Origin of the sequence: Micromonospora sp. NBC_01405 (genome assembly GCF_045040155.1) — a bacterium.
GTDB lineage: Bacteria > Actinomycetota > Actinomycetes > Mycobacteriales > Micromonosporaceae > Micromonospora.
Genome location: NZ_CP109532.1, coordinates 486358 through 511650, shown reverse-complemented (window position 1 = coordinate 511650; position 25293 = coordinate 486358). Strand labels below are relative to the sequence as shown.

Genomic DNA, 25293 nt, shown 5'->3' with positions numbered 1-25293 from the left:
CCGCAGTGGAAAAGGCTGGCGGGCGCGTGGTGTCGACGAGATCGGCGAAGCCGGCCGGGGCGGGTGTCGCACCCGCCCGCCCGTCGGCCGACGGGCACCGGCCGGTGCCCGTCCGAGGGGCGCTTCGTCCCAGCCTGCGGCCCTGCTCCTAGGGGCAGTGCTAGGGGCCCGCTAGGGGTTGGCAGCGCTGTCCGGGGCCAAATACCTTCCTCCGGTAAGTAGGACCTGGTGTGCGCTGCAGCGCTGTCTGTCTGGCAATTCGTGGTTGGCTTTATGGGCTCTGGTCTTCGCGGCTTGAGGCGTCTGTGGACGGTATTGGGTCGCCTGGTTGTTCCGGCCCGAAGAGGTGGCGGCAATGGCGAATGAAGATACGCTACGGGAATACCTGAAATGGGTGACGGCGGACCTTCACCAGACCAGGAGGAAGCTCGGCGAGCTTGAGGCTGCCAACCGTGAGCCGATCGCGATCGTCGGCATGTCCTGCCGCTTCCCCGGCGGGGTGCGCTCCCCGGAGGACCTGTGGGAACTCGTCGCCTCGGGCGAGGACGCCATCTCCGGGTTCCCCGCCGACCGGGGCTGGGACCTGACCCGGCTGTTCCACCCCGACCCCGACCACCCCGGCACGTCGTACGCCTCCGAGGGCGGCTTCCTCGACTCGGCCACCGACTTCGACGCCGGCTTCTTCGGCATCTCCCCGCGCGAGGCGCTCGCCATGGACCCCCAGCAGCGGCTGCTGCTGGAGACGTCGTGGGAGGCGTTCGAGCATGCCGGCATCGACCCGTCCGCGCTGCGCGGCCACCAGGTCGGCGTCTTCGCCAGCACCACCGGCCAGGACTACGTGGGTCTGCTCCAGCCGCCGCCGCCCGGCACCGAGGGGTACGTCCTCACCGGCACGGCGGCCAGCGTGGTGTCCGGCCGGATCTCGTACGCCCTCGGCATCGAGGGCCCCGCCGTCACCGTCGACACCGCCTGCTCCTCGTCGCTGGTCGCCCTGCACCTCGCCTGCCAGGCCCTGCGCCAGGGGGAGTGCACCCTGGCGCTGGCCGGCGGCGCCACCATCATGTCCACCCCGTCCGCGTTCATCGGCTTCAGCCGGCAGCGCGGCCTCGCCGCCGACGGGCGGGTCAAGTCGTTCGCCGCCGCCGCCGACGGCACCGGGTGGGGCGAGGGCGTCGGCCTGCTGCTCGTCGAGCGGCTCTCCGACGCCCGGCGCAACGGGCACCCCGTGCTGGCCGTGGTCCGGGGCAGCGCCGTCAACCAGGACGGCGCGTCCAACGGGCTCACCGCCCCCAACGGCCCGTCCCAGCAGCGCGTCGTCCTCCAGGCCCTGGCCAGCGCCCGGCTGGCACCCGAGCAGGTCGACGTGGTGGAGGCGCACGGCACCGGCACCACCCTCGGCGACCCGATCGAGGCGCAGGCGCTGCTCGCCACGTACGGGCAGGGCCGGCCGGCGGACCGGCCGCTGTGGCTCGGCTCGGTGAAGTCGAACATCGGGCACACCCAGGCCGCCGCCGGCGTCGCCGGGGTGATCAAGATGGTGATGGCGCTGCGGCACGACACGGTGCCGGCGACGCTGCACGTCGACGAGCCGACACCCAACGTGGACTGGACGGCCGGCGCGGTGTCGCTGGTGACCCGGGCCCAGCCGTGGGCCCCCGGGGAGCAGCCGCGCCGGGCCGGCGTGTCGTCGTTCGGGATGAGCGGCACCAACGCCCACGTGATCATCGAGGAGGCGCCGGCCGAGGTCGACCCCGGGCCGGCGGAGCCCGGCGCGGACGCCGACGCCGGTCGCGCTGCGGCCACCACCGCTGCGGCCGCTACCGCCGGGGCCACCACGGCTGGGGCCACCACCGGCACGGCCACCACCGCCGGGGCCGGCGTGGCCGCGTCGACGACCGACGGGTTCGCGCCGGTCGTCGGGGCCGGCCTCGTGCCGGTGCTGCTCTCCGCCCGCGACGCGGCGGCGCTCGCCGAGCAGGCCACCCGCTGGGCCGACCTGTTCGTCGCCCGCCCCGAACTACGGCTGACCGACGTGGGCTGGTCGTCGGCCACCACCCGGGCCCGGCTGGAGCACCGGGCCGTGCTGTTCGCCGCAGACCGCGCCGACCTGCTCGCCGGGCTGCGCGCGCTCGCCGCCGGCCACGACGCGCCCGGGCTGGTCACCGGGGGCGGGCCGCGCGGCGGCCAGCTCGCGTTCCTCTTCTCCGGGCAGGGCGCGCAGCGCTGCGGCATGGGCCGCGACCTGGCCGACGCCTTCCCGGTGTTCGCCCGCGCGCTGGCCGAGGTCTGCGCCGAGCTGGACCGCCACCTGCCCCGACCGCTGGCCCCGGTGATCTTCGCGCCGGAGGGCGGCGAGGCCGCCGCGCTGCTCAACCAGACCCTGTTCACCCAGGCCGGGCTCTTCGCCGTCGAGGTGGCGCTGTTCCGGCTCCTGGAGAGCTGGGGGGTCGTCCCGGACGTCCTGCTCGGTCACTCGATCGGCGAGCTGTCGGCGGCCCACGTCGCGGGCGTGCTGACCCTGCCGGACGCCGCCGCCGTCGTCGCCGCCCGGGGCCGGCTGATGCAGGCCCTGCCGGCCGGCGGCGCGATGCTGTCGGTCCAGCTCCCCGCCGAGGCGGTCCGGGCCGCCCTGACCGGCCTCGACGACCGGGTCGCCGTCGCCGCCGTGAACGGCCCCGCCTCGGTGGTGGTCTCCGGCGCCGCCGATGCCGTGGAGGAACTCGAACGCCGCTGGGCCGACCAGGGGGTGCGGACCAAGCCGCTGCGGGTCAGCCACGCCTTCCACAGCCCGCTGATGGAACCGATGCTCGACGAGTTCGCCGTCGTGCTGCGCGGGGTCGAGCTACACCCGCCGACGCTGCCGATCGTGTCGAACCTGACCGGCGAGATCGTCGACGCCGACGCCGTGCGCACCCCCGAATACTGGGTGCGGCACGTGCGGGAGGCCGTCCGGTTCGCCGACGGCGTGGACCGGCTGTGCGCCATGGGCGTGCGCACCTTCCTGGAGGTGGGCCCGAGCGGGGTGCTCACCGCGCTCACCCGCGACATCCTCGCCGCCACCGGCCGGGACGAGGACCGGGCCGCGACCGCCCTGCTGCGCCGCGACCGCGGTGAACCCGGCTCCGCGTTCGCCGCCCTCGCCGAGCTGCACGGCGGTGGGGTCGACGTGGACTGGGCCGCGCTGTTCACGGGCGTCGACGTCGCGCGGGTGCCGCTGCCCGGGTACGCGTTCCGCCGCCAGCGGTTCTGGCCCGAGCCGCCGCCCGCCGCCGTCACGGCCACCGCCTCCGGCGACGACGACGGGTTCTGGGCGGCCCTGGAGGGCGCCGACGCCGAAACCCTGGGCGGCGAGCTGGGCGTCGACCCCGACGACGACTCCGTGCGTACCCTGCTGCCGGCCCTGCCGGTGCTCAGCTCCTGGCGGCGGTCCCGCCGGGAGCGGTCGCTGGCCGACGAGTGGTCGTACCAGGTGGCCTGGAAGCCGGTGCCGGTCGCCGACCGGGACGGGCCCACCGGCCGCTGGCTGGTCGTGCTGCCCGCCGCCGACGCCCCCGGCTGGGCCGACGGGCTGGCCGGCCTGCTGCCCGACGCCGAACCGCTCACCGTCGGCGAAGCCGAGCTGGACCGGGCGGCGCTGGCCGCCCGGCTGCGGGAGGCCGCCGACGAACGGCCCGTCGACGGCGTGCTGCTCGTCGTCGCCGGACAGGACCGGCTGCTGCCGGAACACCCGGGCGTCACGCTCGCCGCCGCCACCGCCCTCGCGCTGGTCCAGGCCCTGACCGACCTCGACCTGGTGGCGCGCCTGTGGTGCGTCACCAGCGGCGCGGTCGCCGCGGCCCCCGCCGACCAGGTCAAGCACCCGCTGCAGAACCAGGTCTGGGGCCTCGGCCGGGCCGCCGCCGTCGAGCAGCCGCACCGGTGGGGCGGCCTGGTCGACCTGCCGTCCACCGTGGACGACGCCGCCGCCCGCCGGCTGGCCGCCGTGCTCGCCGACGGCGGCGAGGACCAGGTGGCCGTCCGCTCGGGCGGCGTCTGGGCCCGCCGGCTCGTGCCGGCCCCCGCCGCCGTGGACGACGTGCCCGCCGTCGACTGGAGCGGCGGCACCGTCCTGGTCACCGGCGGCACCGGTGGGCTCGGCGGCCACGTCACCCGCTGGCTGCTGGAGCGCGGCGTACGGCAGGTGGTGCTGGCCAGCCGCCGTGGCGCCGCCGCCCCCGCCGTGGCCGACCTGCTCGAAAGGCACGGCGCGGACGGGCGGGTCACCGCCGCCACCTGCGACGTCACCGACCGGTCGTCGGTGGCCGCGCTGCTGGACACGCTGCCCGGGCTGACCGCCGTCGTGCACGCCGCCGGCACCGACCAGCTCACCCCGCTGACCGACACCACCCTCGACGAGTTCTCCCACGTCGTCGCCGGCAAGGTGCTCGGTGCCCTGCACCTCGACGACTGCCTCGCCGACCGGCCGCTCGCCGCGTTCGTGCTCTTCTCCTCCATCTCCGGGGTGTGGGGCAGCGCCGGCCAGTGCGCGTACGGGGCCGGAAACTCGCTGCTGGACGCCCTCGCGGTCAACCGACGCGGCCGGGGACTGCCCGCCACCGCCGTGTCCTGGACCGCCTGGGGCGGCGAGGGCGGCATGGCCGCCGAGAACGTGGCCACCGCGCAGCTCAACCGGATGGGCCTGCCCCCGATCGACCCCGACCGGGCGCTCGTCGCGCTGGACCGGGCGACCCGCCGGCCCACCGGATGCGTCACCGTCGCCGACGTCGACTGGGCCCGGTTCCACCCGGCGTTCACCGTGGCCCGGCCCAGCCCGCTGCTCGGCGACCTGCCCCAGGTGCGGGCCCTGCTCGACGCCGAGGAGTCCGCCGCGCCCGCGCCGGGGGCCGTCGCCGAACCGCTGCGCCACCTGGCCGGCCTCTCCGCCGCCGACCAGGAACGCGACCTGCTGCGGCTGGTCAACGAGCAGACCGCCGCCGTCCTCGGCCACGCCACCCCGGACGAGCTGCGCGGACGCCCGTTCAAGGACCTCGGCTTCGACTCGCTGACCGCCGTCGACTTCCGGGGCCGGATGAACACCGCCACCGGCCTGCGCCTGCCCACCACCCTCGTCTTCGACTACCCCACCCCCGCCGAGCTGGCCGCGCACCTGCGCGAGCTGGCCTTCGGGGGCGACGCGGCCGACGCGGGGGAGACGCTCGTCGTGCACGCCGACGAGCCCGTGGCGATCGTCGGCATGGCCTGCCGGTACCCGGGCGGCGTCGGCGGGCCGGAGGAGTTCTGGCGGCTCGTCGCCGACGGCGTCGACGCCGTGTCGGCGTTCCCCACCGACCGGGGCTGGGAGATCCCCGAGGGCCTCGACGGCGCCCAGGCCCCGGCCGGCGGCTTCCTCTACGACGTGCCCGACTTCGACCCCGCGTTCTTCGAGATCTCGCCCCGCGAGGCGCTGGCCATGGACCCGCAGCAGCGGCTCACCCTGGAGGCGTCCTGGGAGGCGCTGGAGGGGGCCGGGGTCGACCCCGCCGCGCTGCGCGGCACCCGCACCGGCGTCTTCGTCGGCGCGTCCACCTCCGGGTACGGCACCGGGCTGACCGAGGTCCCCGAGGGCGTCGAGGGGTACCTGATGACCGGGGCCGCGCACAGCGTGATCTCCGGCCGGGTCGCGTACACCCTCGGGCTGGAGGGGCCGGCGGTCACCGTCGACACCGCCTGCTCGTCGTCGCTGGTGGCGCTGCACCTCGCCGGGGCGGCGCTGCGCCGGGGCGAGTGCGACCTGGCGCTGGCCGGCGGCGTGGCCGTGATGGCCACCCCCACCGCGTTCCAGGAGTTCTCCCGGCAGGGCGGGCTGGCCTCCGACGGCCGGTGCAAGTCGTTCGCCGCGTCCGCCGACGGCACCGGCTGGTCCGAGGGCGTCGGCATGCTGCTGGTGCAGCGCCTCTCCGACGCCCGCCGCGAGGGCCGGCGCATCCTCGCCGTGGTCCGGGGCTCGGCGGTCAACTCCGACGGCGCGTCCAACGGGCTGACCGCCCCGAACGGCCCCTCGCAGCAGCGGGTGATCCGGCAGGCCCTGGCCAGCGCCCGGCTCACCACCGCCGACGTGGACGTCGTCGAGGCGCACGGCACCGGCACCGTCCTCGGCGACCCGATCGAGGCGCAGGCCCTGCTGGCCACGTACGGCCAGGGCCGCGACGGCGGCGAGCCGCTGCTGCTGGGCTCGGTGAAGTCGAACATCGGGCACTCCCAGGCCGCCGCCGGGGTGGCCGGCGTGATCAAGATGGTGCTGGCGATGCGGGAGGGCCTCGTCCCGGCGTCCCTGCACGCCGACGAGCCGTCGCCGCACATCGACTGGTCGTCCGGGGCGGTGGAGCTGGTCACCCGGGCCCGCCCCTGGCCGGCCGTGGACCGGCCGCGCCGGGCCGCCGTGTCCTCGTTCGGGATCTCCGGCACCAACGCCCACGTGCTCGTCGAGCTGCCCGCCGCCGACGCGGCCCCCGCGCCCGCCACCGACCCCGGACTGCTCGCCGCCGACACGGTGGCGTGGCCGCTGTCGGCGCGCTCCACGGCCGCCCTGGCCGCGCAGGCCGCCCGGCTGGCCCGGCACGTGCGGGAGCACCCCGGGCTCGACCCGGCGGCGGTGGCCTGGTCGCTGGCCACCACCCGGTCGGCGTTCGACCGGCGGGCGTCGGTGCTCGGCGCGGGCACCCCGGACCTGCTGGCCGGCCTGGACGCGCTCGCCGCCGGCACCCCGGCCGGCAACCTGCTCACCGGCGCCGTCACCGGCCACGGGGCGGGCCCCGTGTTCGTCCTCCCGGACGCCCGCGCCGCCCTCGACGCGGCGGCCGGGCTGGTCGGCCGGTGCCCCGCCCTCGACGACGCGCTCGCCGAGTGCCGTTCCGCCCTCGCCCCCTGGCTGGACGTCGACCCGGTCGCCCTGCTGACCGGCGCGGACCGGTCCTGGGTGGACCGGCCGGAGCTGGCCCAGCCCGTCGCCTTCGCCGTCGGCGTCGCCCTGGCCGCCGTGTGGCGGCGCGCCGGGGTCACCCCGGCCGCCGTGCTCGGTCACGCCGACGGCGAGGTCACCGCCGCCTGCGTGGCGGGCGTGCTCTCCCTGCCCGACGCGGCCCGTGTGGTCGCCCTACGGGCCCGGGCCGTCGCGGACCGGACCGATGACGCCGCCGACCCGACCGATGCCGCCGCCGACCGCCTCCGCGCCGAACTGACCGGCCTCGCCCCGCAGCCGGGCACCACCCGCCTGCTGTCCACCGTGAACGGGGACTGGGCCGACCCGGCATCCCTGGACGCCGGCCACTGGGCCGACGGGGTCCGCCGGCCGGGGTCCCTCGACGCCGCGCTGCGGGCCGCCGTCGCGGCCGGCCACGTCACCTTCGTGGCGCTGTCGCCCGACCCCGCGTCGGCCGCCGAGTTGACCGGGGCGCTCGCCGCTGCCGGCGTCCCCGGCCAGGTGCTGGACACCCTGCGCGGGGACGGCGACGCGCCGACCCGGCTGCTGGCCGCCCTCGCCGCCGCCCACACCGTCGGGCTGCCGGTCGACCACCGTCGGATCCTCGCCGGGGCCGACCCGGTGGCCCTGCCCACGTACGCGTTCGAGCGGCACCGGTTCTGGCTGGAGCGCACCGGCGCCCACCGGGCCGTCCTGCCCGCCGTCGGCCTCGACGTCGTCGACCACCCGCTGCTCAGCGCCGTCGCCGAACTGCCCGGCGACGAGGGGCTGCTGTTCACCGGCCGGATCTCCCTGAGCGCCCAGCCGTGGCTGGCCGACCACGCCGTGCTGGGCACCGTGCTGCTGCCCGGCACCGCGCTGGTCGAGCTGGCGTCCTGGACGGGCCGGCACGCCGACGCCGCGTCGGTGGCCGAACTGAACCTGGAAGCGCCCCTGGCGATCCCCGCCGAGGGCGGCGTCGACCTGCGGGTCCGGGTCGGCCCGGCCGACGACACCGGGCACCGCCCGGTCTCCGTGCACACCCGGCCCGACGACGCCACCGACGGGTCCCGGCAGTGGCAGCGGCACGCCTCCGGCCTGCTCGCCGCCACCGAGGACCCGGCCGCCGCCCCGGCGGCGGTGTGGCCGCCCGCCGACGCCGAGCCGATCGCCCTCGACGGGCTCTACACCCGCCTCGCCGAGCAGGGCTACCACTACGGGCCGGTGTTCCGGTCCCTGCGCGCCGCGTGGCGCTCCGGCACCGACATCCTCGCCGAGGTGGCCCTGGACGCCGACGCGGCGACCGACACCACCGCCTTCTCGGTGCACCCCGCGCTGCTGGACGCGGCGCTGCACGCCATCGGCGCCAGCGTCGCCGGCGCCGGCCCCGACGACGGCACCGCCCCGCCGCCCGCGACGGGCGGCCCCGACATCCGGCCCGGCCTGCCGTTCGCCTGGACCGGCGTGACGATCCGGCCCACCCGAGCCCGGGAGCTGCGGATCCGGCTCACCGCCACCGGTTCCGGGGCGATCGCGTTGACGGTCACCGACACCGGCGCGACGCCGGTCGCCTCCGTCACCGGCCTCGTCCTGCGGCCCATCTCCGGCGAGCAGCTCAGCGCGGCCCGCCGCGCCGCCACCCGGTCCCTGCACCGCCTCGACTGGGTCACCCCCGACGCGGCCCGCGCCGACAACCCGTACCGGCTGGTCGCCCTGGGCGACGACTGGCCCGCCGCCGACCGGTCCCCGGACCTCGCCGCCCTGGTCGCCGGGGTGCGCGCCGGCGCGGCCGTCCCCGACGCGGTGATCGTCACCTGCGGCGGGCCGGACCCGGGCGAGCCGGACCCGGCCCGGCTGGCCCACCGGGTCAGCCACCGCACCCTCGCGCTCGCCCAGCAGTGGCTCGCCGAGGACACCCTCGCCACCGCCCGGCTGGTGGTGGTCACCCGCAACGCCGTCCGGGTCGACGCGGGCGACCGGATCGCCGACCTGCCCGCCGCCACCGCGTGGGGGCTGCTGCGCAGCGCCCAGTCGGAGAACCCCGACCGGATCGTGCTCGTCGACGCCGACGACGACCGGGCCGCCGCCGACCTGCTGCCGGCGGCGCTCGCCACCGGCGAGCCGCAGCTCGCGGTGCGCGCCGGCCAGCTCCGCGTCCCCCGGCTGACCCGGCTCGGCCCGCCGCCCGCCGACCGGCCCGACCCCGACCTGGCCGCCGGCACCGTCCTGGTGACCGGCGCGACCGGCGCGCTGGGCCGGCTGGTGGCCCGCCGGCTGGCCGACCGACACGGCGTACGCCACCTGCTGCTGGTCAGCCGCACCGGCGGGGACGCCCCCGGCGTGGCGGCGCTCGTCGACGAACTCGCCGAGCTGGGCACGACCGCCCGGGTGGCCGCCTGCGACGTCACCGACCGCGACGCGCTGGCCCTGCTGATCGACCAGATCCCCGCCGACCGGCCGCTCACCGGCGTGGTGCACGCGGCCGGCGTGCTCGACGACGGCATCCTCGGCGCCCTCACCCCGGACCGGTTCGACGCCGTGCTCCGGCCCAAGGTCGACGCCGCCTGGCACCTGCACGAGCTGACCGAGAAGCTGGGCCTGGCCGCGTTCGTGCTGTTCTCCTCCGCCGCCGGCCTGTTCGGCGGCCCCGGGCAGGCCAACCACGCCGCCGCCAACTGCTTCCTCGACGCGCTCGCCCAGCACCGGCACGACCGGGGGCTGCCCGCCACGTCCATGGCCTGGGGGCCGTGGGCCAACGACACCGGCGACGGGCAGCCGGGGCACGTCGACGAGGACCGGATGAACCGGGGCGGCTTCGTCCCGCTCGCCGCCGAGGAGGGCATGGACCTGTTCAGCGAGGCGCTGCGGTTCGCCGACCCCGTCGTCGTACCGGTCAACCTCGACCTCGCCCTGATCGGCCGGCACGGGCCCGCCGCCGTGCCGCCGGTGCTGCGGTCGCTGGTCCGCCCGGCGACCACGGGCGCGGCCCGCGCCGCCGAGCGTGACCCGGCGGCGGCGCTGCGCGACACCCTCGCCGCCACCGCCGAGGCCGACCGCGACCAGGTGCTGTCCGACCTGGTCCGCACGCACGCCGCCGCCGTCCTCGGGTACGCCTCGATCCGGTCCATCGACGCCGAACGCGGCTTCGTCGAACTCGGCTTCGACTCGCTCACGGCCGTCGAGTTCCGCAACCGCCTCAACGCGGCCACCGGCCTGCGCCTGCCGTCCACGCTGATCTACGACCGGCCCACCACGGCGGCCCTCGTCGAGCACCTGCGGGGCGCGCTGCTGGCCGAGCGGAGCACGTCCGCGCTGACGGTGCTCGGCGAGCTGAACAAGCTGGAGCACGTCATGCGGACCGTTGCCGACGGCGACGCCGACCGGGTCGCCGTCGGCGACCGGCTGCGCGAACTGCTCTCCCTGTGGACCTACACCGGCTCCGGCGCCCAGGACGCCACCGGCGACGACGAGAACCTGTCCTCGGCGTCCGCCGAGGAAATCTTCAGCTTCCTGGACGAAGAACTCGGCACGGCCTGATCCGGCATGTTCCGCACCCCGATTCCCGATACGGAGTGGCCCGATGCCCACTGAGGCTGAGTTCCTCGACTACCTCCGGCGCGCGACCGCCGACCTGCGCGACGCCCGTCGGCGGGTGCGTGAGGTGGAGGCCAAGGACCGCGAGCCGATGGCCGTCATCGGGATGGCGTGCCGGTTCCCGGGCGGGGTGTCCAGCCCGGCGGAGCTGTGGGACCTGGTCGACTCCGGCGGCGACGGGGTCGGGGGCTTCCCCACCGACCGGGGCTGGGACCTGGAGCGGCTGTTCCACGTCGACCCGGACAACCCGGGCACCTCGTACACCAGCCAGGGTGGGTTCCTCTACGACGCGGCGCAGTTCGACCCGGGCTTCTTCGGCATCAGCCCCCGCGAGGCGCTGGCCATGGACCCGCACCAGCGGCTGCTGCTGGAGACCTCCTGGGAGGCGATCGAGCACGCCGACCTCGACCCGCAGCGGCTACGCGGCAGCCGCACCGGCGTCTTCGCCGGGGTGATGTACCACGACTACGCCTCCCGGGTGCTGGACCTGCCCGACGGCGTCGAGGGGTACATCGGCACCGGCAACTCCGGCAGCGTCGTCTCCGGTCGGGTGGCGTACACCTTCGGGTGGGAGGGACCGGCGGTCACCGTCGACACCGCGTGCTCGTCGTCGCTGGTGGCGGTGCACCTCGCCGTGCAGGCGCTACGCCAGCGCGACTGCGACTTCGCGCTGGCCGGCGGCGTCACCGTGATGTCCACCCCGGGCACCTTCGCCGACTTCTCCCGGCAGCGCGGCCTCGCCTCGGACGGGCGGTGCAAGTCGTTCGCCGCGTCCGCCGACGGCACCGGCTGGTCCGAGGGCGTCGGCGTGCTGCTGCTCCAGCGGCTCTCCGACGCCCGCCGCGACGGCCGCCGGATCCTCGCCGTCGTACGCGGCAGCGCCGTGAACCAGGACGGCGCCAGCAGCGGCCTCACCGCCCCCAACGGCCCCTCCCAGGAGCGGGTGATCCGGCAGGCCCTGGCCAACGCCCGGCTCTCGCCGGCGGACGTGGACGTGGTCGAGGCGCACGGCACCGGCACCACCCTCGGTGACCCGATCGAGGCGCAGGCGCTGCTGGCCACGTACGGGCAGGACCGGGGCGAGGGCGGGCCGCTCTGGCTCGGCTCGATCAAGTCGAACCTCGGGCACACCCAGGCGGCGGCGGGCGCCGCCGGCCTGATCAAGATGATCGAGGCGATCCGGCACGGCTCGATGCCGCGCACCCTGCACGTCGACGAGCCGTCCCCGCACATCGACTGGACCGCCGGCCAGGTCTCGCTGCTGACCGAGGCCCGCCCGTGGCCGGCGTCCGACCGGCCGCGCCGGGCCGCCGTGTCGTCCTTCGGCATCAGCGGTACGAACGCCCACGTCATCCTGGAGCAGGCCCCGGTCGACGACACCCCGCCCGCCGACGCCGCCCCGGCCGGCGGGCCGGTGGCGCTGCCGCTGGCCCCGGTGCTGCTCTCCGCCCGCACCGCCGAGGCGCTCGCCGGGCAGGCCGCCCGGTGGGCCGACCACCTCGCCGCCGCCGACGGCGTAGCCGACGCCGCCGTGACCCCCGCATCCGGCGTCGCCGTCGCCCCCGCAGCCCGCGGCCGAGGCGTCGCCCCCCGACCGGTGGACGTCGCCGTCTCCTCGATCAGCCGCTCCGGCCTCGAACACCGGGCCGTCGTCCTGGCCGAGGGCCCCGACGACCTGATCGCCGGGCTGCGCGCCCTCGCCGACGGGGAGCCGGACGGCACCGTCACCACCGGGTCGGCGTCCCCGCGCGGCCGGGTGGCGTTCCTCTTCTCCGGCCAGGGCGCCCAGCGTCCCGGCATGGGTCGCGAGCTGTCCGCCGCGTTCCCGGTGTTCGCCGCCGCCCTGGACGAGGCGTGCGGGCACCTGGACCCGCTGCTGCCGCGCCCGCTGCGGGAGGTCATGTTCGCCTCGCCGGGCACGCCCGAGGCGGAGCTGCTGGACCAGACCGTGTTCACCCAGGCCGGCCTGTTCGCCGTCGAGGTGGCCCTGTTCCGCCTCGTCGAGTCGTTCGGCCTCGCCCCGGACTTCGTCGCCGGGCACTCCATCGGGGAGCTCGCCGCCGCGCACGTCGCCGGGGTGTTCTCCCTGGCCGACGCATGCGCCCTGGTGGCGGCGCGGGGTCGGCTCATGCAGGCGCTGCCCGCCGGCGGCGGCATGCTCGCGGTGGGTGCCGACGAGGCCGCGGTCGCCGCGAGCCTGGCCGGGCTGGCCGACCGCCTCGACGTCGCCGCGGTGAACGGCCCCACCGCCGTCGTGGTCGCCGGGGACGTCGACGCCCTCGACGAACTCCAGCGGGTGTGGTCCGACCGGGGAGCCCCGACCCGCCGGCTGCGGGTCAGCCACGCCTTCCACAGCGTCCGGATGGACCCCATGCTGGCGGAGTTCGCGGCCGTCGCGGACACGCTGACCTACCACCCGCCGACGATCCCGGTGGTGTCCAACCTGACCGGCCGGCTCGCCGAGCCGGAGCAGCTCCGCGACCCCCGGTACTGGGTGCGGCACGTCCGGGGCGCCGTGCGTTTCGCCGACGCCGTCAACAGCCTGCACGCCGAGGAGGTCGGCACCTACCTGGAGCTGGGCCCGGGCGGCGTGCTCACCGCCATGGCGCAGGGCTGCCTCGCCGACCGGCCCGGCGACGAGCCCGCGCCGCTGCTGGTCGCGGTGTCCCGGCACGACCGGCCCGAGCCGCAGGCCGCCCTGGAGGCCCTCGCCCAGCTCCACGTCCACGGCCTGGCCGTCGACTGGACCCGCCTCCTCGCCGGCGGCGGCGAGCGGGTCGACCTGCCGACGTACGCCTTCCAGCACAAGCGGTACTGGCTGGAGCCCGCCGGCCGGTGGATGGACGTCTCCGGGGCCGGCCTCGGCGCGGCCGGGCACCCGCTGCTCGGCGCGGCCGTGTCGGTGGCCGGCGAGGACATGGTGGTGCTGACCGGCCGGTTGTCGGTGTCGACGCACGCCTGGCTGGCCGATCATGTGGTCGGTGGTGTGGTGGTCGTCCCCGGGACGGCGTTGGTGGAGTTGGCGGTGCGGGCCGGTGACGAGGTGGGTGCGTCGCGGGTGCGGGAGTTGACGGTGGCGGCGCCGTTGGTGTTGCCGGCCTCGGGTGGGGTGCGGGTGCAGGTGCGCGTCGGCGCGGCCGACGCCTCCGGCCTGCGGTCGGTGACCGTGCACTCCCAGCCTGAGGAGGACGCCGACCCCGAGTGGGTCCGGCACGCCGAGGGCACGCTGGAGCCGGTGTCGGCCGACGAGCCGACGCTGGCCGAATGGCCGCCGGCCGGCGCGTCCGAGGTGGACCTCGCCGGCTGGTACCCGACCGTGGCGGAGCGGGGCCTGGCGTACGGGCCGGTGTTCCAGGGCCTGCGGCGGCTCTGGACGGCCGGTGGCGAGGTGTTCGCCGAGGTGGCATTGCCGGAGCAGGCGGCGGGCGACGCGGCGGCGTTCGGGGTGCACCCGGCGCTGTCGGACGCCGCCCTGCACCCGATCGCGCTGCTGTTCGAGGAGTCGACCGCGCCCCGGGTGCCGTTCGCGTTCTCCGGGGTGCAGGTGCACGCCTCGGGGGCGTCGGTGCTGCGGGTGCGGCTGACCCGTGAGGGCTCCGGGGTGCGCCTGGTCGCGGTGGACTCCTCGGGCGCGGCCGTCGTGTCCGTGGACTCGCTGGTGCTGCGGGAGATGACCGGGGTGGTTGCCCCGAATCCGGCTACCCGGTCGTTGTTCGAGGTGGCGTGGCAGGCGGAGGAGGTCGTCTCCGCCGGAGATGCGGCCGGGTGGGCGCTGTTGGTAGCGCAGCCGGGGCAGCTCCACAGTGTCGGCGGCGAGGGTGCTGCTGGGCTGGCTGGCGGCGAGGGTGTTGCCGGGCTGGCCGGTGGTGAGGGTGTTGCTGGGCTGGCTGGCGGCGAGGGTGTTGCTGGGCTGGTCGGTGAGTTGGTGGTCCGGGGTGGGCTGGTGGCGTACCCGGATGTGGTTGCGGTGGTGGCTGCGGTCGCGGCGGGTGCGACGGTGCCGCCGGCGTTGGTGCTGTCGGTGCCCGCCGGTGCCCCCGGCGTGGCGGTCCCCGACGCGGTGCGGGCGGTCACGTCCGGCGTGCTGTCGTCCGTGCGGTCCTGGCTGGCCGCCGACGCCCTCGCGGAGTCGAGACTGGTCGTGGTGACCCGGGGCGCGGTGGCCGCCCGGGACGGCGACGAGGTGACCGACCTGGCGGGCGCTGCGGTGTGGGGCCTGCTGCGGTCGGCGCAGTCGGAGCACCCCGGCCGGATCGTCCTCGCGGATGTCGACGCCGACGCGGATGCGGCGGTGCTGGGCCTGCTCGCCCGGGTGGCGGACGAACCGCTCGCCACCGGCGGCCAGGTTGCGGTCCGGGCCGGCGAGGTCATCGCTCCGCGCCTGGTACGCGCGTCCGTGCCGGACCCGTCACCCGTGGTGGGTGAGGGCACGGTGCTGGTGACCGGTGGCACCGGCTCGCTGGGAGCCCTCGTCGCGGAGCACCTGGTGGTCACGCACGGGGTGCGGTCGCTGGTGCTGGTGTCGCGGCGTGGCCCTGACGCTGCGGGCGCGGCCGAGTTGGTGGAGCGGTTGGCGGGTCTGGGCGCGTCGGCTCGGGTGGTGGCGTGTGATGTGACGGACCGGCAGCAGGTGTTCGGGCTGGTCGGGGAGATCGCGTCGGCGGGCCGGCTCGCGGGTGTGGTGCACACGGCGGGTGTGCTGGACGACGGTGTGGTGTCGGGGATCAGCGCGGAGCGGTTGGCGGGGGTGTTGGCCCCCAAGGTATCGGCCGGTTGGTTCCTGCACGAGGCCACCACCGGGCTGGACCTGGATCTGTTCGTGTTGTTCTCGTCCATTGCCGGGGTGTTGGGTTCGCCGGGTCAGGCGGCGTACGCGGCCGGCAACGGGTTCCTGGACGCCCTGGCGGCGCACCGGCGGCAGGCGGGCCTGCCGGCGGTGTCGCTGGCGTGGGGCATGTGGGACACCCCCGGGATGGCGGCGTCCCTCGGCGAGGCCGAGCGGACCCGGTCGACGACCAGGGGTGGCCTCGCCGCGATGAGCGCCGAGACCGGCCTGGCGCTGTTCGACGCGGCGGTCGCGGGGGACCGGGCGGCCCTCGTGCCGGCCGTGATCGACGTGGCCGCCCTGCGGGCCTCGGCCGGCACCGGCATGGTGCCGCCGATGCTGCGCACCCTGGTCGGGGCGACCACCACCCGCCGCCAGGCGGGACAGGGGGCCACCTGGGCCACCCGCATCGCCGGCCTGGCCCCCGAGGAGGCCCGCGCCCAGATCGACGTGCTGATCCGGGGTCTCGTCGCCCAGGTGCTCGGGCACGGCGGGGCGGAATCGGTGCCGGCCGACCGGGCGTTCCGGGAACTCGGGTTCGACTCGCTGACGGCGGTGGACCTGCGCAACCGGGTGAACGCGGCCGGCGGCCTGCGGCTGCCCTCGACGCTGGTGTTCGACTACCCGACGCCGCAGGCGCTGGCCGCCCACGTACATGACGAACTGGCCGGGGCCCGCAGCGCCGTCGCCGCGTCGAGCGCGCGGACGACCGGCATCGGCCTCGACGAGCCGATCGCGATCGTCGGCATGGCGTGCCGGTACCCGGGCGGGGTGGAGACGCCGGAGCAACTCTGGGCGTTGCTGGCCGGCGGCGGGGACGGGATCGGGGAGTTCCCGGCCGACCGGGGCTGGGACCTGGAGACCCTGTTCGACGCGGACCCCGACCGGCCGGGTAGCTCCTACACCCGGCACGGCGGCTTCCTGTACAGGGCGGCCGAGTTCGATCCGGGCTTCTTCGGGATCTCGCCGCGTGAGGCGTTGGCGATGGATCCGCAGCAGCGGTTGCTGTTGGAGGCGTCGTGGGAGTCGTTCGAGTCGGCGGGGGTCGACCCACAGCGGGTGCGGGGCAGCCGGACCGGTGTGTTCGCGGGCGTGATGTACCACGACTACGCCTCCGTGCTGATGGATGTGCCGGGTGAGGTCGAGGGGTACATCGGTACCGGTAACTCCGGCAGCGTCCTCTCCGGTCGGGTGGCGTACACGTTCGGCCTGGAGGGGCCGGCGGTGACGGTGGACACCGCCTGCTCGTCGTCGTTGGTTGCCCTGCATCTGGCGGTGCAGGCGTTGCGTAGTGGCGAGTGTGATCTGGCGTTGGCCGGTGGTGTGACGGTGATGGCCACCCCCGGGACGTTCATCGAGTTCTCGCGTCAGCGTGGTCTGTCGCAGGACGGCCGGTGCAAGTCGTTCGCCGCCGCCGCCGATGGCACGGGCTGGTCGGAGGGCGTGGGCGTCCTGCTGGTGCAGCGGTTGTCGGACGCGCAGCGCGAGGGTCGGAACATCCTGGCGGTGGTGCGGGGCACCGCCGTCAACCAGGATGGTGCGTCGAACGGGCTCACCGCGCCGAATGGTCCGTCGCAGCAGCGGGTGATCCGGCAGGCGCTGGCCAATGCGCGCCTGACTCCCACCGACGTGGACGCGGTCGAGGCGCACGGCACCGGCACCACCCTGGGTGACCCGATCGAGGCGCAGGCGCTGCTGGCGACCTACGGGCAGGACCGCCAGGCGGATCGGCCGCTGCTTCTCGGGTCGGTGAAGTCGAACATCGGTCACACGCAGGCCGCCGCTGGTGTGGCGGGCATCATCAAGATGATCATGGCGATGCGGCACGGTGTGGTGCCGGCGACGTTGCACGTCGACGAGCCGTCCCCGCACATCGACTGGACGGCCGGCGCGGTCACCCTCGCCACCGAGGCGACGCCGTGGCCGGCCGTGAACCGGCCGCGTCGGGCGGCCGTCTCCTCGTTCGGGATCTCCGGCACCAACGCGCACGTGATCATCGAGCAGCCGCCCGCCCCCGTCATCGAGGGCAGGACGGTCGCGGCACCGCGTACCGGCGTCGTACCCCTCGTGCTGTCCGCCGCCGACGGCCCGGCGCTGCGGGAACAGGCCGCCCGGCTGCGCGAGCACCTCGCGGCGCACCCCGAGATCGAGCCCGCCGACGTCGCGCACGCCCTGGTCACCACCCGGGCCGCGTTCCCGTACCGCGCCGTGCTGCTCGGCCGGGACACCGCCGGCCTGCTGCGGGCGCTGGACTCGTTCCGGCTCGGCGAGGACACCCCGACGGCGGTCACCGGCGCGGCGCTGCGCGGCGCAGACCCCGTCCTCGTCCTCCCCGGCGACGCGGAGCAGTGGGCCGGCGCGCTGACCGACCTGCTGGACCGGTCGCCCGTCTTCGCCGAATCCGTCGCCGAGTGCGAGGCGGCCCTCGCCCCCTGGGTCGACTGGTCGCTGACCGCCGTGCTGCGCGGCACCGACGACGCCCCGTCGCCGACCCGCCCCGGGGTGGCGGAGCCCACCCGGTGGGCCGTGACGGTTGCGCTGGCCCGGCTGTGGCATTCCCTCGGCGTACGACCCGCCGCCGTGCTCGGACACGGCGCGGGCGAGGTCGCGGCGGCCTGCGTGGCCGGGGCGCTGTCGCTGGCGGACGCCGCGAAGGTGATCGCCCTCGGCAACCGGCCCCCGGCCGCCGACGGGTCCGCCGAGCCGCCCGACCCGACGGCCGAGCTGGCCGGGATCACCCTCCGGGCGGCCGAGGTGCCGCTGCACTCCGCGTCCACCGGGGGACAGGTCGACACCGCCGGCCTCGACGCCGCCGACTGGTACCGGGGCCTGCGCGCCGACGCCGACAACGAGGGCGTCGTGCGGGCCCTGCTCGACGCGGGACATCAGGTCTTCCTGGAGGTGGCCCCGGGCCCGGTGCTCGCCGCCGTCCTCCGGCGCACCGTGGCCGACGCCGGGCACGACGCCGTCGTGGTGGACACCGGTGCCGCCCCCGGCTGGCCGGAACTGGTCACCGCCCTCGCCGAGTTGCACGTGCACGGCGTGCCCGTGGACTGGGCGGCGGTCCTCGGCGCCCGCACCGGCCCGGCCGTGGAGCTGCCCACCTACGCCTTCCAGCGGCAGCGGTACTGGCCGCAGGCCGCGACCCCGACCGGCCCGGCCGGTGGGGACGACACGGACCGGCAGTTCTGGGCGGCCGTGGAACAGGCCGACCCGCGGGCGCTGGCCGCCGCCATGCGGATCGACGAGACGGACGCCCGGTCCCTCGACCCGGCGCTGCCGCTGCTCGCGGACTGGCGGCGCCGCCGCCACGACGAGTCCACCGTGGACTCCTGGCGGTACCGGGTGACCTGGAAGCCGCTGCCCACCCCCGCCGACGCGGCCCTGTCCGGCCGTTGGCTGCTGGTGGTGCCGGCCGGCCGGGCCGACCATCCGCTGGTCGCCGCGGCCGACACGGCCCTCGCCGAGGGCGGCGCGGACGTCGTCCAGGTCCCCGTGACCGACCCGGACCGGGCGGCGCTGGCCGACCAGCTCGGGCGGGCCGCCGGGGACGCCGCACCGGTCGGCGGGGTGCTCTCCCTGCTCGCGCTCGACGACGACCCGCACCCGGAGCAGCCCGTGCTGCCCGCCGGCCTCGCCGGCACGGTCGCCCTCGTCCAGGCCCTCGGCGACGCCGGAATCGCCGCCCCGCTGTGGTGCGCCAGCACCGGAGCCGTCTGCACCGGCCGGGCGGACCCGCTCGACCGCCCGGGCCAGGCGACCGTCTGGGGCCTCGGCCGGGTGGTCGCCCTGGAACACCCCGACCGCTGGGGCGGCCTGGTGGACCTGCCCGCCGAGCCGGACCCGCGGGACCGGGCCCGGCTCGTGGCGGCGCTGGCCGGCGTCGACGGGGAGGACCAGCTCGCGCTGCGCCCGTCCGGGGTGTTCGCCCGCCGGCTCGTCCGGGCCCGCGCCGACCGGGGCCCGGCCGACGGCTGGCGTCCCCGGGGCGGCACCGTCCTGGTCACCGGCGGCCTCGGCTCGATCGGGGCGCAGGTGGCCCGCTGGCTGGCCCGGGAGGGCGCCGCCCGGCTGGTGCTGACCGGCCGCCAGGGCCCGGCCACCCCCGGCGCCGCCGAGCTGGCGGCGGAACTCGGCGCGGTCGGAACCACCGTCACCGTCGCCGCCTGCGACGTCGCCGACGCGGACGCGCTGCGGGCACTCGCCGCCGAACTCGCCGCGCAGGGCGTCCACGTCGACGCCGTGTTCCACACCGCCGGGGTGGCCCACGCCGGACCCGTCGCGACCCTCGGCCCGGCGGAGCTGGCGGACGCCCTACGGGCCAAGGTGTCCGGTGCGGTGCACCTCGACGAGGTGTTCGGCGACGACCTGACGGCGTTCGTGCTGTTCTCCTCCGGCGCGGGCGTCTGGGGCGGCGGGCACCAGGGCGGCTACGCCGCCGGCAACGCGTTCCTCGACGCGTTCGCCGAGGACCGCCGCCGCCGGGGCCGGCCGGGCACCGCCGTCGCCTGGGGCGCCTGGGACGGCGGCGGCATGGTCGACGCCGAGGGCGCCGCGGACCAGATGTTCCGCTCCGGCGTCCGGGCGATGCGCCCCGACCTCGCGGTGTCCGTGCTGGCCGACGCGCTCGCCCACGACGAGACCACGCTCACCGTCGCGGACATCGCCTGGGACCGGTTCCTGCACACCTACACGCTGGCCCGCCCCCGGCCGCTGATCGGGGACGTGCCGGAGGTGGCGCGGCTGCTCGCCGCCGCCCCGGCCGGCGACGCCCCGGCCGCCCACTCGCCGCTGCGCGCCCGCCTCGCCGGGCTCGCCGCGCCGGACCGCCGCCGGGTCCTGCTGGACCTGGTCCGGGTGCACGCCGCGGCGGTGCTCCGGCTGCCGTCGGCGGAGGCCCTCGCCGCGGACCGGTCGTTCCGGGAGATCGGGTTCGACTCGCTCAGCGCCGTCGAGATGCGCAACCGGCTCGCCGAAGCCGTCGGTGAGACCCTGCCGGCGACGCTGGTGTTCGACCGCCCGACGCCCGGCGCGTTGGCCGACCACCTGGCCGACCGGCTCACCGGCGACGACACCCCGGCGGTCGCGCCCGTGCGGGCCGCCACCGCCCTCGACGAGCCGATCGCCGTCGTCTCGATGAGCTGCCGGTTCCCCGGCGGGGTCGCCAGCCCCGAGGACCTGTGGCGGCTGGTCAGCGAGGGCCGCGACGGCATCGCCGAGTTCCCCGCCGACCGGGGCTGGGACCTCGACGCCATCTACCACCCCGACCCGGACCGGCCCGGCACCTCGTACGTCCGGGAGGGCGGCTTCCTCGCCGACGCCACCGGCTTCGACGCCGCCCTGTTCGGCATCTCCCCGCGCGAGGCGCTGGTGATGGACCCACAGCAGCGGCTGCTGCTGGAGAGCGCCTGGGAGCTGTTCGAGCGGTCCGGCACCGCCCCCGCCGACCTGCGGGAGACCGGCACCGGCGTGTTCGTCGGCACCAACGGGCAGGACTACGCGACCCTGCTGCTCGCCGCGCGGGTCGAGACCGAGGGCTACCAGGCCACCGGCAACGCCGCCGCCGTGATCAGCGGCCGGCTGGCGTACCACTTCGGGTTGCAGGGCCCCGCCGTCAGCGTCGACACCGCCTGCTCGTCCTCCCTGGTGGCGCTGCACCTGGCCTGCCAGTCGCTGCGGCAGGGCGAGTGCGACCTCGCCGTCGCCGGCGGCGTCACGGTGATGGCCACCCCCGGCCCGTTCCTGGAGTTCGCCCGCCAGCGGGGGCTGGCCCTCGACGGCCGGTGCAAGTCGTTCGCCGGGGCCGCCGACGGCACCGGCTGGGGCGAGGGCGTCGGCCTGGTGCTGCTCCAGCGCCTCTCCGACGCCCAGCGCGACGGCCGCCGCATCCTCGCCGTGGTCCGCGGCTCCGCGATGAACCAGGACGGCGCCAGCAACGGGCTGACCGCGCCCAACGGCCCCGCCCAGGAGCGGGTCATCCGGCAGGCCCTCGCCAACGCCCGGCTCGCCGGCGGCGACGTGGACGTCGTCGACGGGCACGGCACCGGCACCCGGCTCGGCGACCCGATCGAGGCGCAGGCGCTGCTCGCCACGTACGGGCGGGACCGGCCGGCGGACCGGCCGCTGTGGCTCGGCTCGGTGAAGTCGAACATCGGTCACACCCAGGCCGCCGCCGGGGTCTCCGGCGTGATCAAGATGATCATGGCGATGCGGTACGACCTGCTGCCGCCCACGCTGCACGTGGACGAGCCCTCCCCGCACGTCGACTGGTCCGCCGGCGCGGTCGCCCTGCTCACCGAGCCGCAGCCGTGGCCGGCGGTGGACCGCCCCCGCCGCGCCGGCGTGTCGTCGTTCGGGGTGAGCGGCACCAACGTGCACGTCATCCTCGAACAGGCCCCCGCCGAACCGCCCGCCACCGCCCGGCCCGCCGCCGGGCCGCCGGTGCTGCCCTGGGTCGTCACCGCCGACGGCGCGGAGAGCCTGCGCGACCAGGCCGCCCGGCTCGCCGACTGGCTGCCGGGGCACCCCACCCCCGACGCTGACGTCGCCCGGGGACTGGCCACCGGCCGCTCCCCGCTGCGGCACCGCGCGGTGCTGCTCGCCGCCGACCGGGACGCCGCCCTCGCCGGGCTGCGCGCCCTCGCCGCCGGGCAGGACCACCCCGGCCTCACCCGGGGTGTCGCCGAGACCGGCGGGGCCCTCGCGGTGCTGTTCTCCGGGCAGGGCGCCCAGCACGCCGGGATGGGCCGCCAGCTGTACGACACGTTCGGCGTCTTCGCCCGCGCCGTGGACGAGGCGTGCCAGCACCTCGACGCGTACCTGCCCCGGCCGCTGCGCCCGGTCCTGAACGCCGAGCCCGGCACCGCCGACGCCGACCTGCTCGACCAGACCGTGTTCACCCAGGCCGGGCTGTTCGCCGTCGAGGTGGCGCTGTACCGCCTCCTCGAACACTGGGGGATCCGGCCCGACTTCGTGGCCGGTCACTCCGTCGGCGAGATCGTCGCCGCGCACGTCGCCGGGGTGCTGACCCTGCCGGACGCCTGCGCGCTCGTCGGCAACCGGGGTCGGCTCATGCAGGCGCTGCCCGCAGGCGGCGGCATGCTCGCCGTCGCGGCGGCCGAGGTCGACGTCGCCCAGGCCCTCACCGGGTACGCCGGTCGGGTGGCCGTGGCCGCCGTCAACGGGCCGGCCGCCGTCGTCGTCGCCGGGGAACTGGACGCGCTGACCGAGCTGGCCGACCACTTCACCGCCCTCGGCGTGCGGACCAAGCGGCTGCGGGTCAGCCACGCCTTCCACAGCCCGCTGATGGAGCCGATGCTCGCCGAGTTCGCGGCCGTCGCCGCGACCCTCACGTACGCCCCGCCGGCAGTGCCCGTCGTGTCGAACCTGACCGGCACGGTCGTCGACGCCGACGAGCTGTGCACCCCCGACTACTGGGTCCGGCACGTCCGCGAGGCCGTCCGGTTCGCCGACACCGTCACCCACCTGCACGCCCACGGGGTGACCCGGTTCCTGGAGGTCGGCCCCGACACGGTGCTCACCGCCCTGACCGCCGACGCGCTCCCCGCCGACGCGCCGGTCACCGTCACCGGCGTGCAGCGGCCCGGCCAGGACGAGGTGTCCACCCTGCTCGGCGCCCTCGCCCGGCTGCACTGCCAGGGCACCGCCGTGCGCTGGCCGGCGCTGCTGCCCGGCGCCGGCCCGGTGGACCTGCCCACGTACGCGTTCGCGCACCAACGGTTCTGGCCCACCCTCCACGCCGCCCCGGCCGACGCCACCGGCCCGGCCGGCGACGACACCGACTCCGCGTTCTGGCGGGCCGTGGTGGACGGCGACGGCGACGCGCTCGCCGGCCGGCTCGGCGTGGACCCGGACCGGCCGCTGCGCGACCTGCTGCCGGACCTCGCCGCCTGGCGTCGCCAGCAGCGGGAGGACACCCTGGTCGACGGCTGGCGGTACCGGGTCACCTGGCGGCCCCGGCCGCTCGCCGTCGGGGTCGCCGGCGGCGACTGGACGCTGGTGCACACCGCCGCCGGTCAGGACGTCGCCGACCGGCTCGCCGCTCTCGTCACCGCCCGAGGCGGCACCCCCCGGCTGCTCCCCGTCGACCCGGACACGGCCGACCAAGCCACCCTCGCCGGGCTGCTCGACGGCGTACCGCCGACCCGGGTCGTCTCCCTGCTCGCCCTCGACGAGCGGCCCCACCCCGACCGGCCGGCCGTCCCCGTCGGCCTGACCGCGAACCTCGCCCTGATCCAGGCCGTCACCGACGCCCTGCCCCCGACGCCGCTGTGGCTGCTCACCCGGCAGGCCGTCGGCACCGGAGCCGACGACCCGGTCGCCAACCCCGCCCAGGCCACCACCTGGGGGCTCGGCCTGGTCGCCGCGCTGGAACACCCCCGGCACTGGGGTGGCCTGCTGGACCTGCCGGCCACCCTGGACGCCGCCGCCGCCGAGCACGTCCTCGCCGCGCTGACCGGCGCCGGAGGCGAGGACCAGATCGCCGTCCGCCCCGCCGGGGCGTACCTGCGGCGGCTCGCCCGCGCGCCGCGCCCCGAGCGGACGGGCGGCCCCGGCTGGCAGCCGCCCGGCACCGTCCTGGTCACCGGCGGCACCGGCGCCGTCGGCCGGTACGCCGCCGGGTGGCTGGCCCGGCACGGCGCGCGCCGGCTGCTGCTGGTCAGCCGGCGCGGCCCGGACGCCCCCGGCGCCGACGAGGCGGTGGCGGAGCTGGCCGCGCTCGGCGCGCAGGCCCGCGTCCTGGCCTGCGACCTGGCCGACCGGGACGCGGTCGCGGCCCTCGTGGCCGGCCTGCGCGCCGACGGCGAGACCGTGCAGGCGCTGGTGCACGCCGCCGGGGTGGGCCGGCTCAACCCGATCGCCGCGGTCAGCGGGGCGGAACTCGCCGACGTGGTGTCCGGCAAGATCGCCGGCGCCCGGCACCTCGACGAGCTCCTCGACCCCGGGCCGCTGGAACTGGTCGTGCACTTCTCGTCCATCGCGGCCGTCTGGGGCGTCGGCGACCACGGCGCGTACGCCGCAGGCAACGCCTTCCTGGACGCGTTCGCGCAGTCCCGGCCCGCCTCGGCCGCCCGGGTCCTGTCCGTCAACTGGGGGCCGTGGGCCGGCGGCGGGATGGTGACCGACGCGCACGCCGCCGCGATGAGCCGGCGCGGGGTGTCCCTGCTCGACCGGGAGCCGGCGATGGCCGCCCTGCGCGCCGGCATCGAGGGCGACGACGCCGTCCTCACCGTCGCCGACGTCGACTGGGACCGGTTCGCGCCCGTCTTCGCCTCCGCCCGCCCCCGGCCGCTGATCGGCGACCTCGCCGAGGTGGCCGCCCAGGCCGCCGCCGACCGGGCGGACGCCACCGACGGCGACCAGGTCGCCACCGAACTGCGCAAGCGGCTCGGCGAGCTGACCCAGGCCGAACAGAACCGGGTGCTGGTCGACCTGATCCGCACCGCCGCCGGCGAGGTCATCGGCCACGACAGCCCGTACGCGGTGGAGAGCACCCGGCCCTTCCGGGACCTCGGCTTCGACTCGCTGACCGCCGTGGAGCTGCGCGGGAAGCTGGCCCGGCTGACCGGCCTCAACCCGCCCAGCTCGGTGGTCTTCGACTACCCGACCCCGCTGGCCCTGGCCGAACACCTGCGGTCCGAACTGCTCAGCGAGGCGTCGGTGGAGGCGCTGCCGACCCTGGCCGAACTCGACCAGTTGGAGAGCGCCCTGGCCCGGCGCGACCCGGACGACACCGGCCGGGTCCGGATCACCCTGCGGCTGCACCACCTCCTCGAACGGCTCGGCGCCGCCGAGCCGCCCCGGGAGGAGACCGCCGAGGTCGCGGACCGGCTGCGGGTGGCCAGCAACCAGGAGCTGTTCGACCTCATCGACCAGGACCTCGGGCTGTCCTGACCCGCCCGGCACGGACCTGTGG

Annotated in this window: 2 protein-coding genes; both read left to right on the top strand. The window is 77.0% G+C overall.

Annotated elements, in window-relative coordinates:
* Window positions 1-394 precede the first annotated feature (394 nt).
* Window positions 395-10474, top strand: a complete 10080-nt coding sequence (locus OG559_RS01905; protein WP_405116312.1) for a type I polyketide synthase — start codon at window positions 395-397, stop codon at window positions 10472-10474.
* A gap of 43 nt (window positions 10475-10517) precedes the next feature.
* Window positions 10518-25271: a type I polyketide synthase gene (locus OG559_RS01900; RefSeq protein ID WP_405111602.1), complete on the top strand. Its 14754-nt coding sequence runs from the start codon at window positions 10518-10520 to the stop codon at window positions 25269-25271.
* The last annotated feature ends 22 nt before the right edge of the window (window positions 25272-25293 follow it).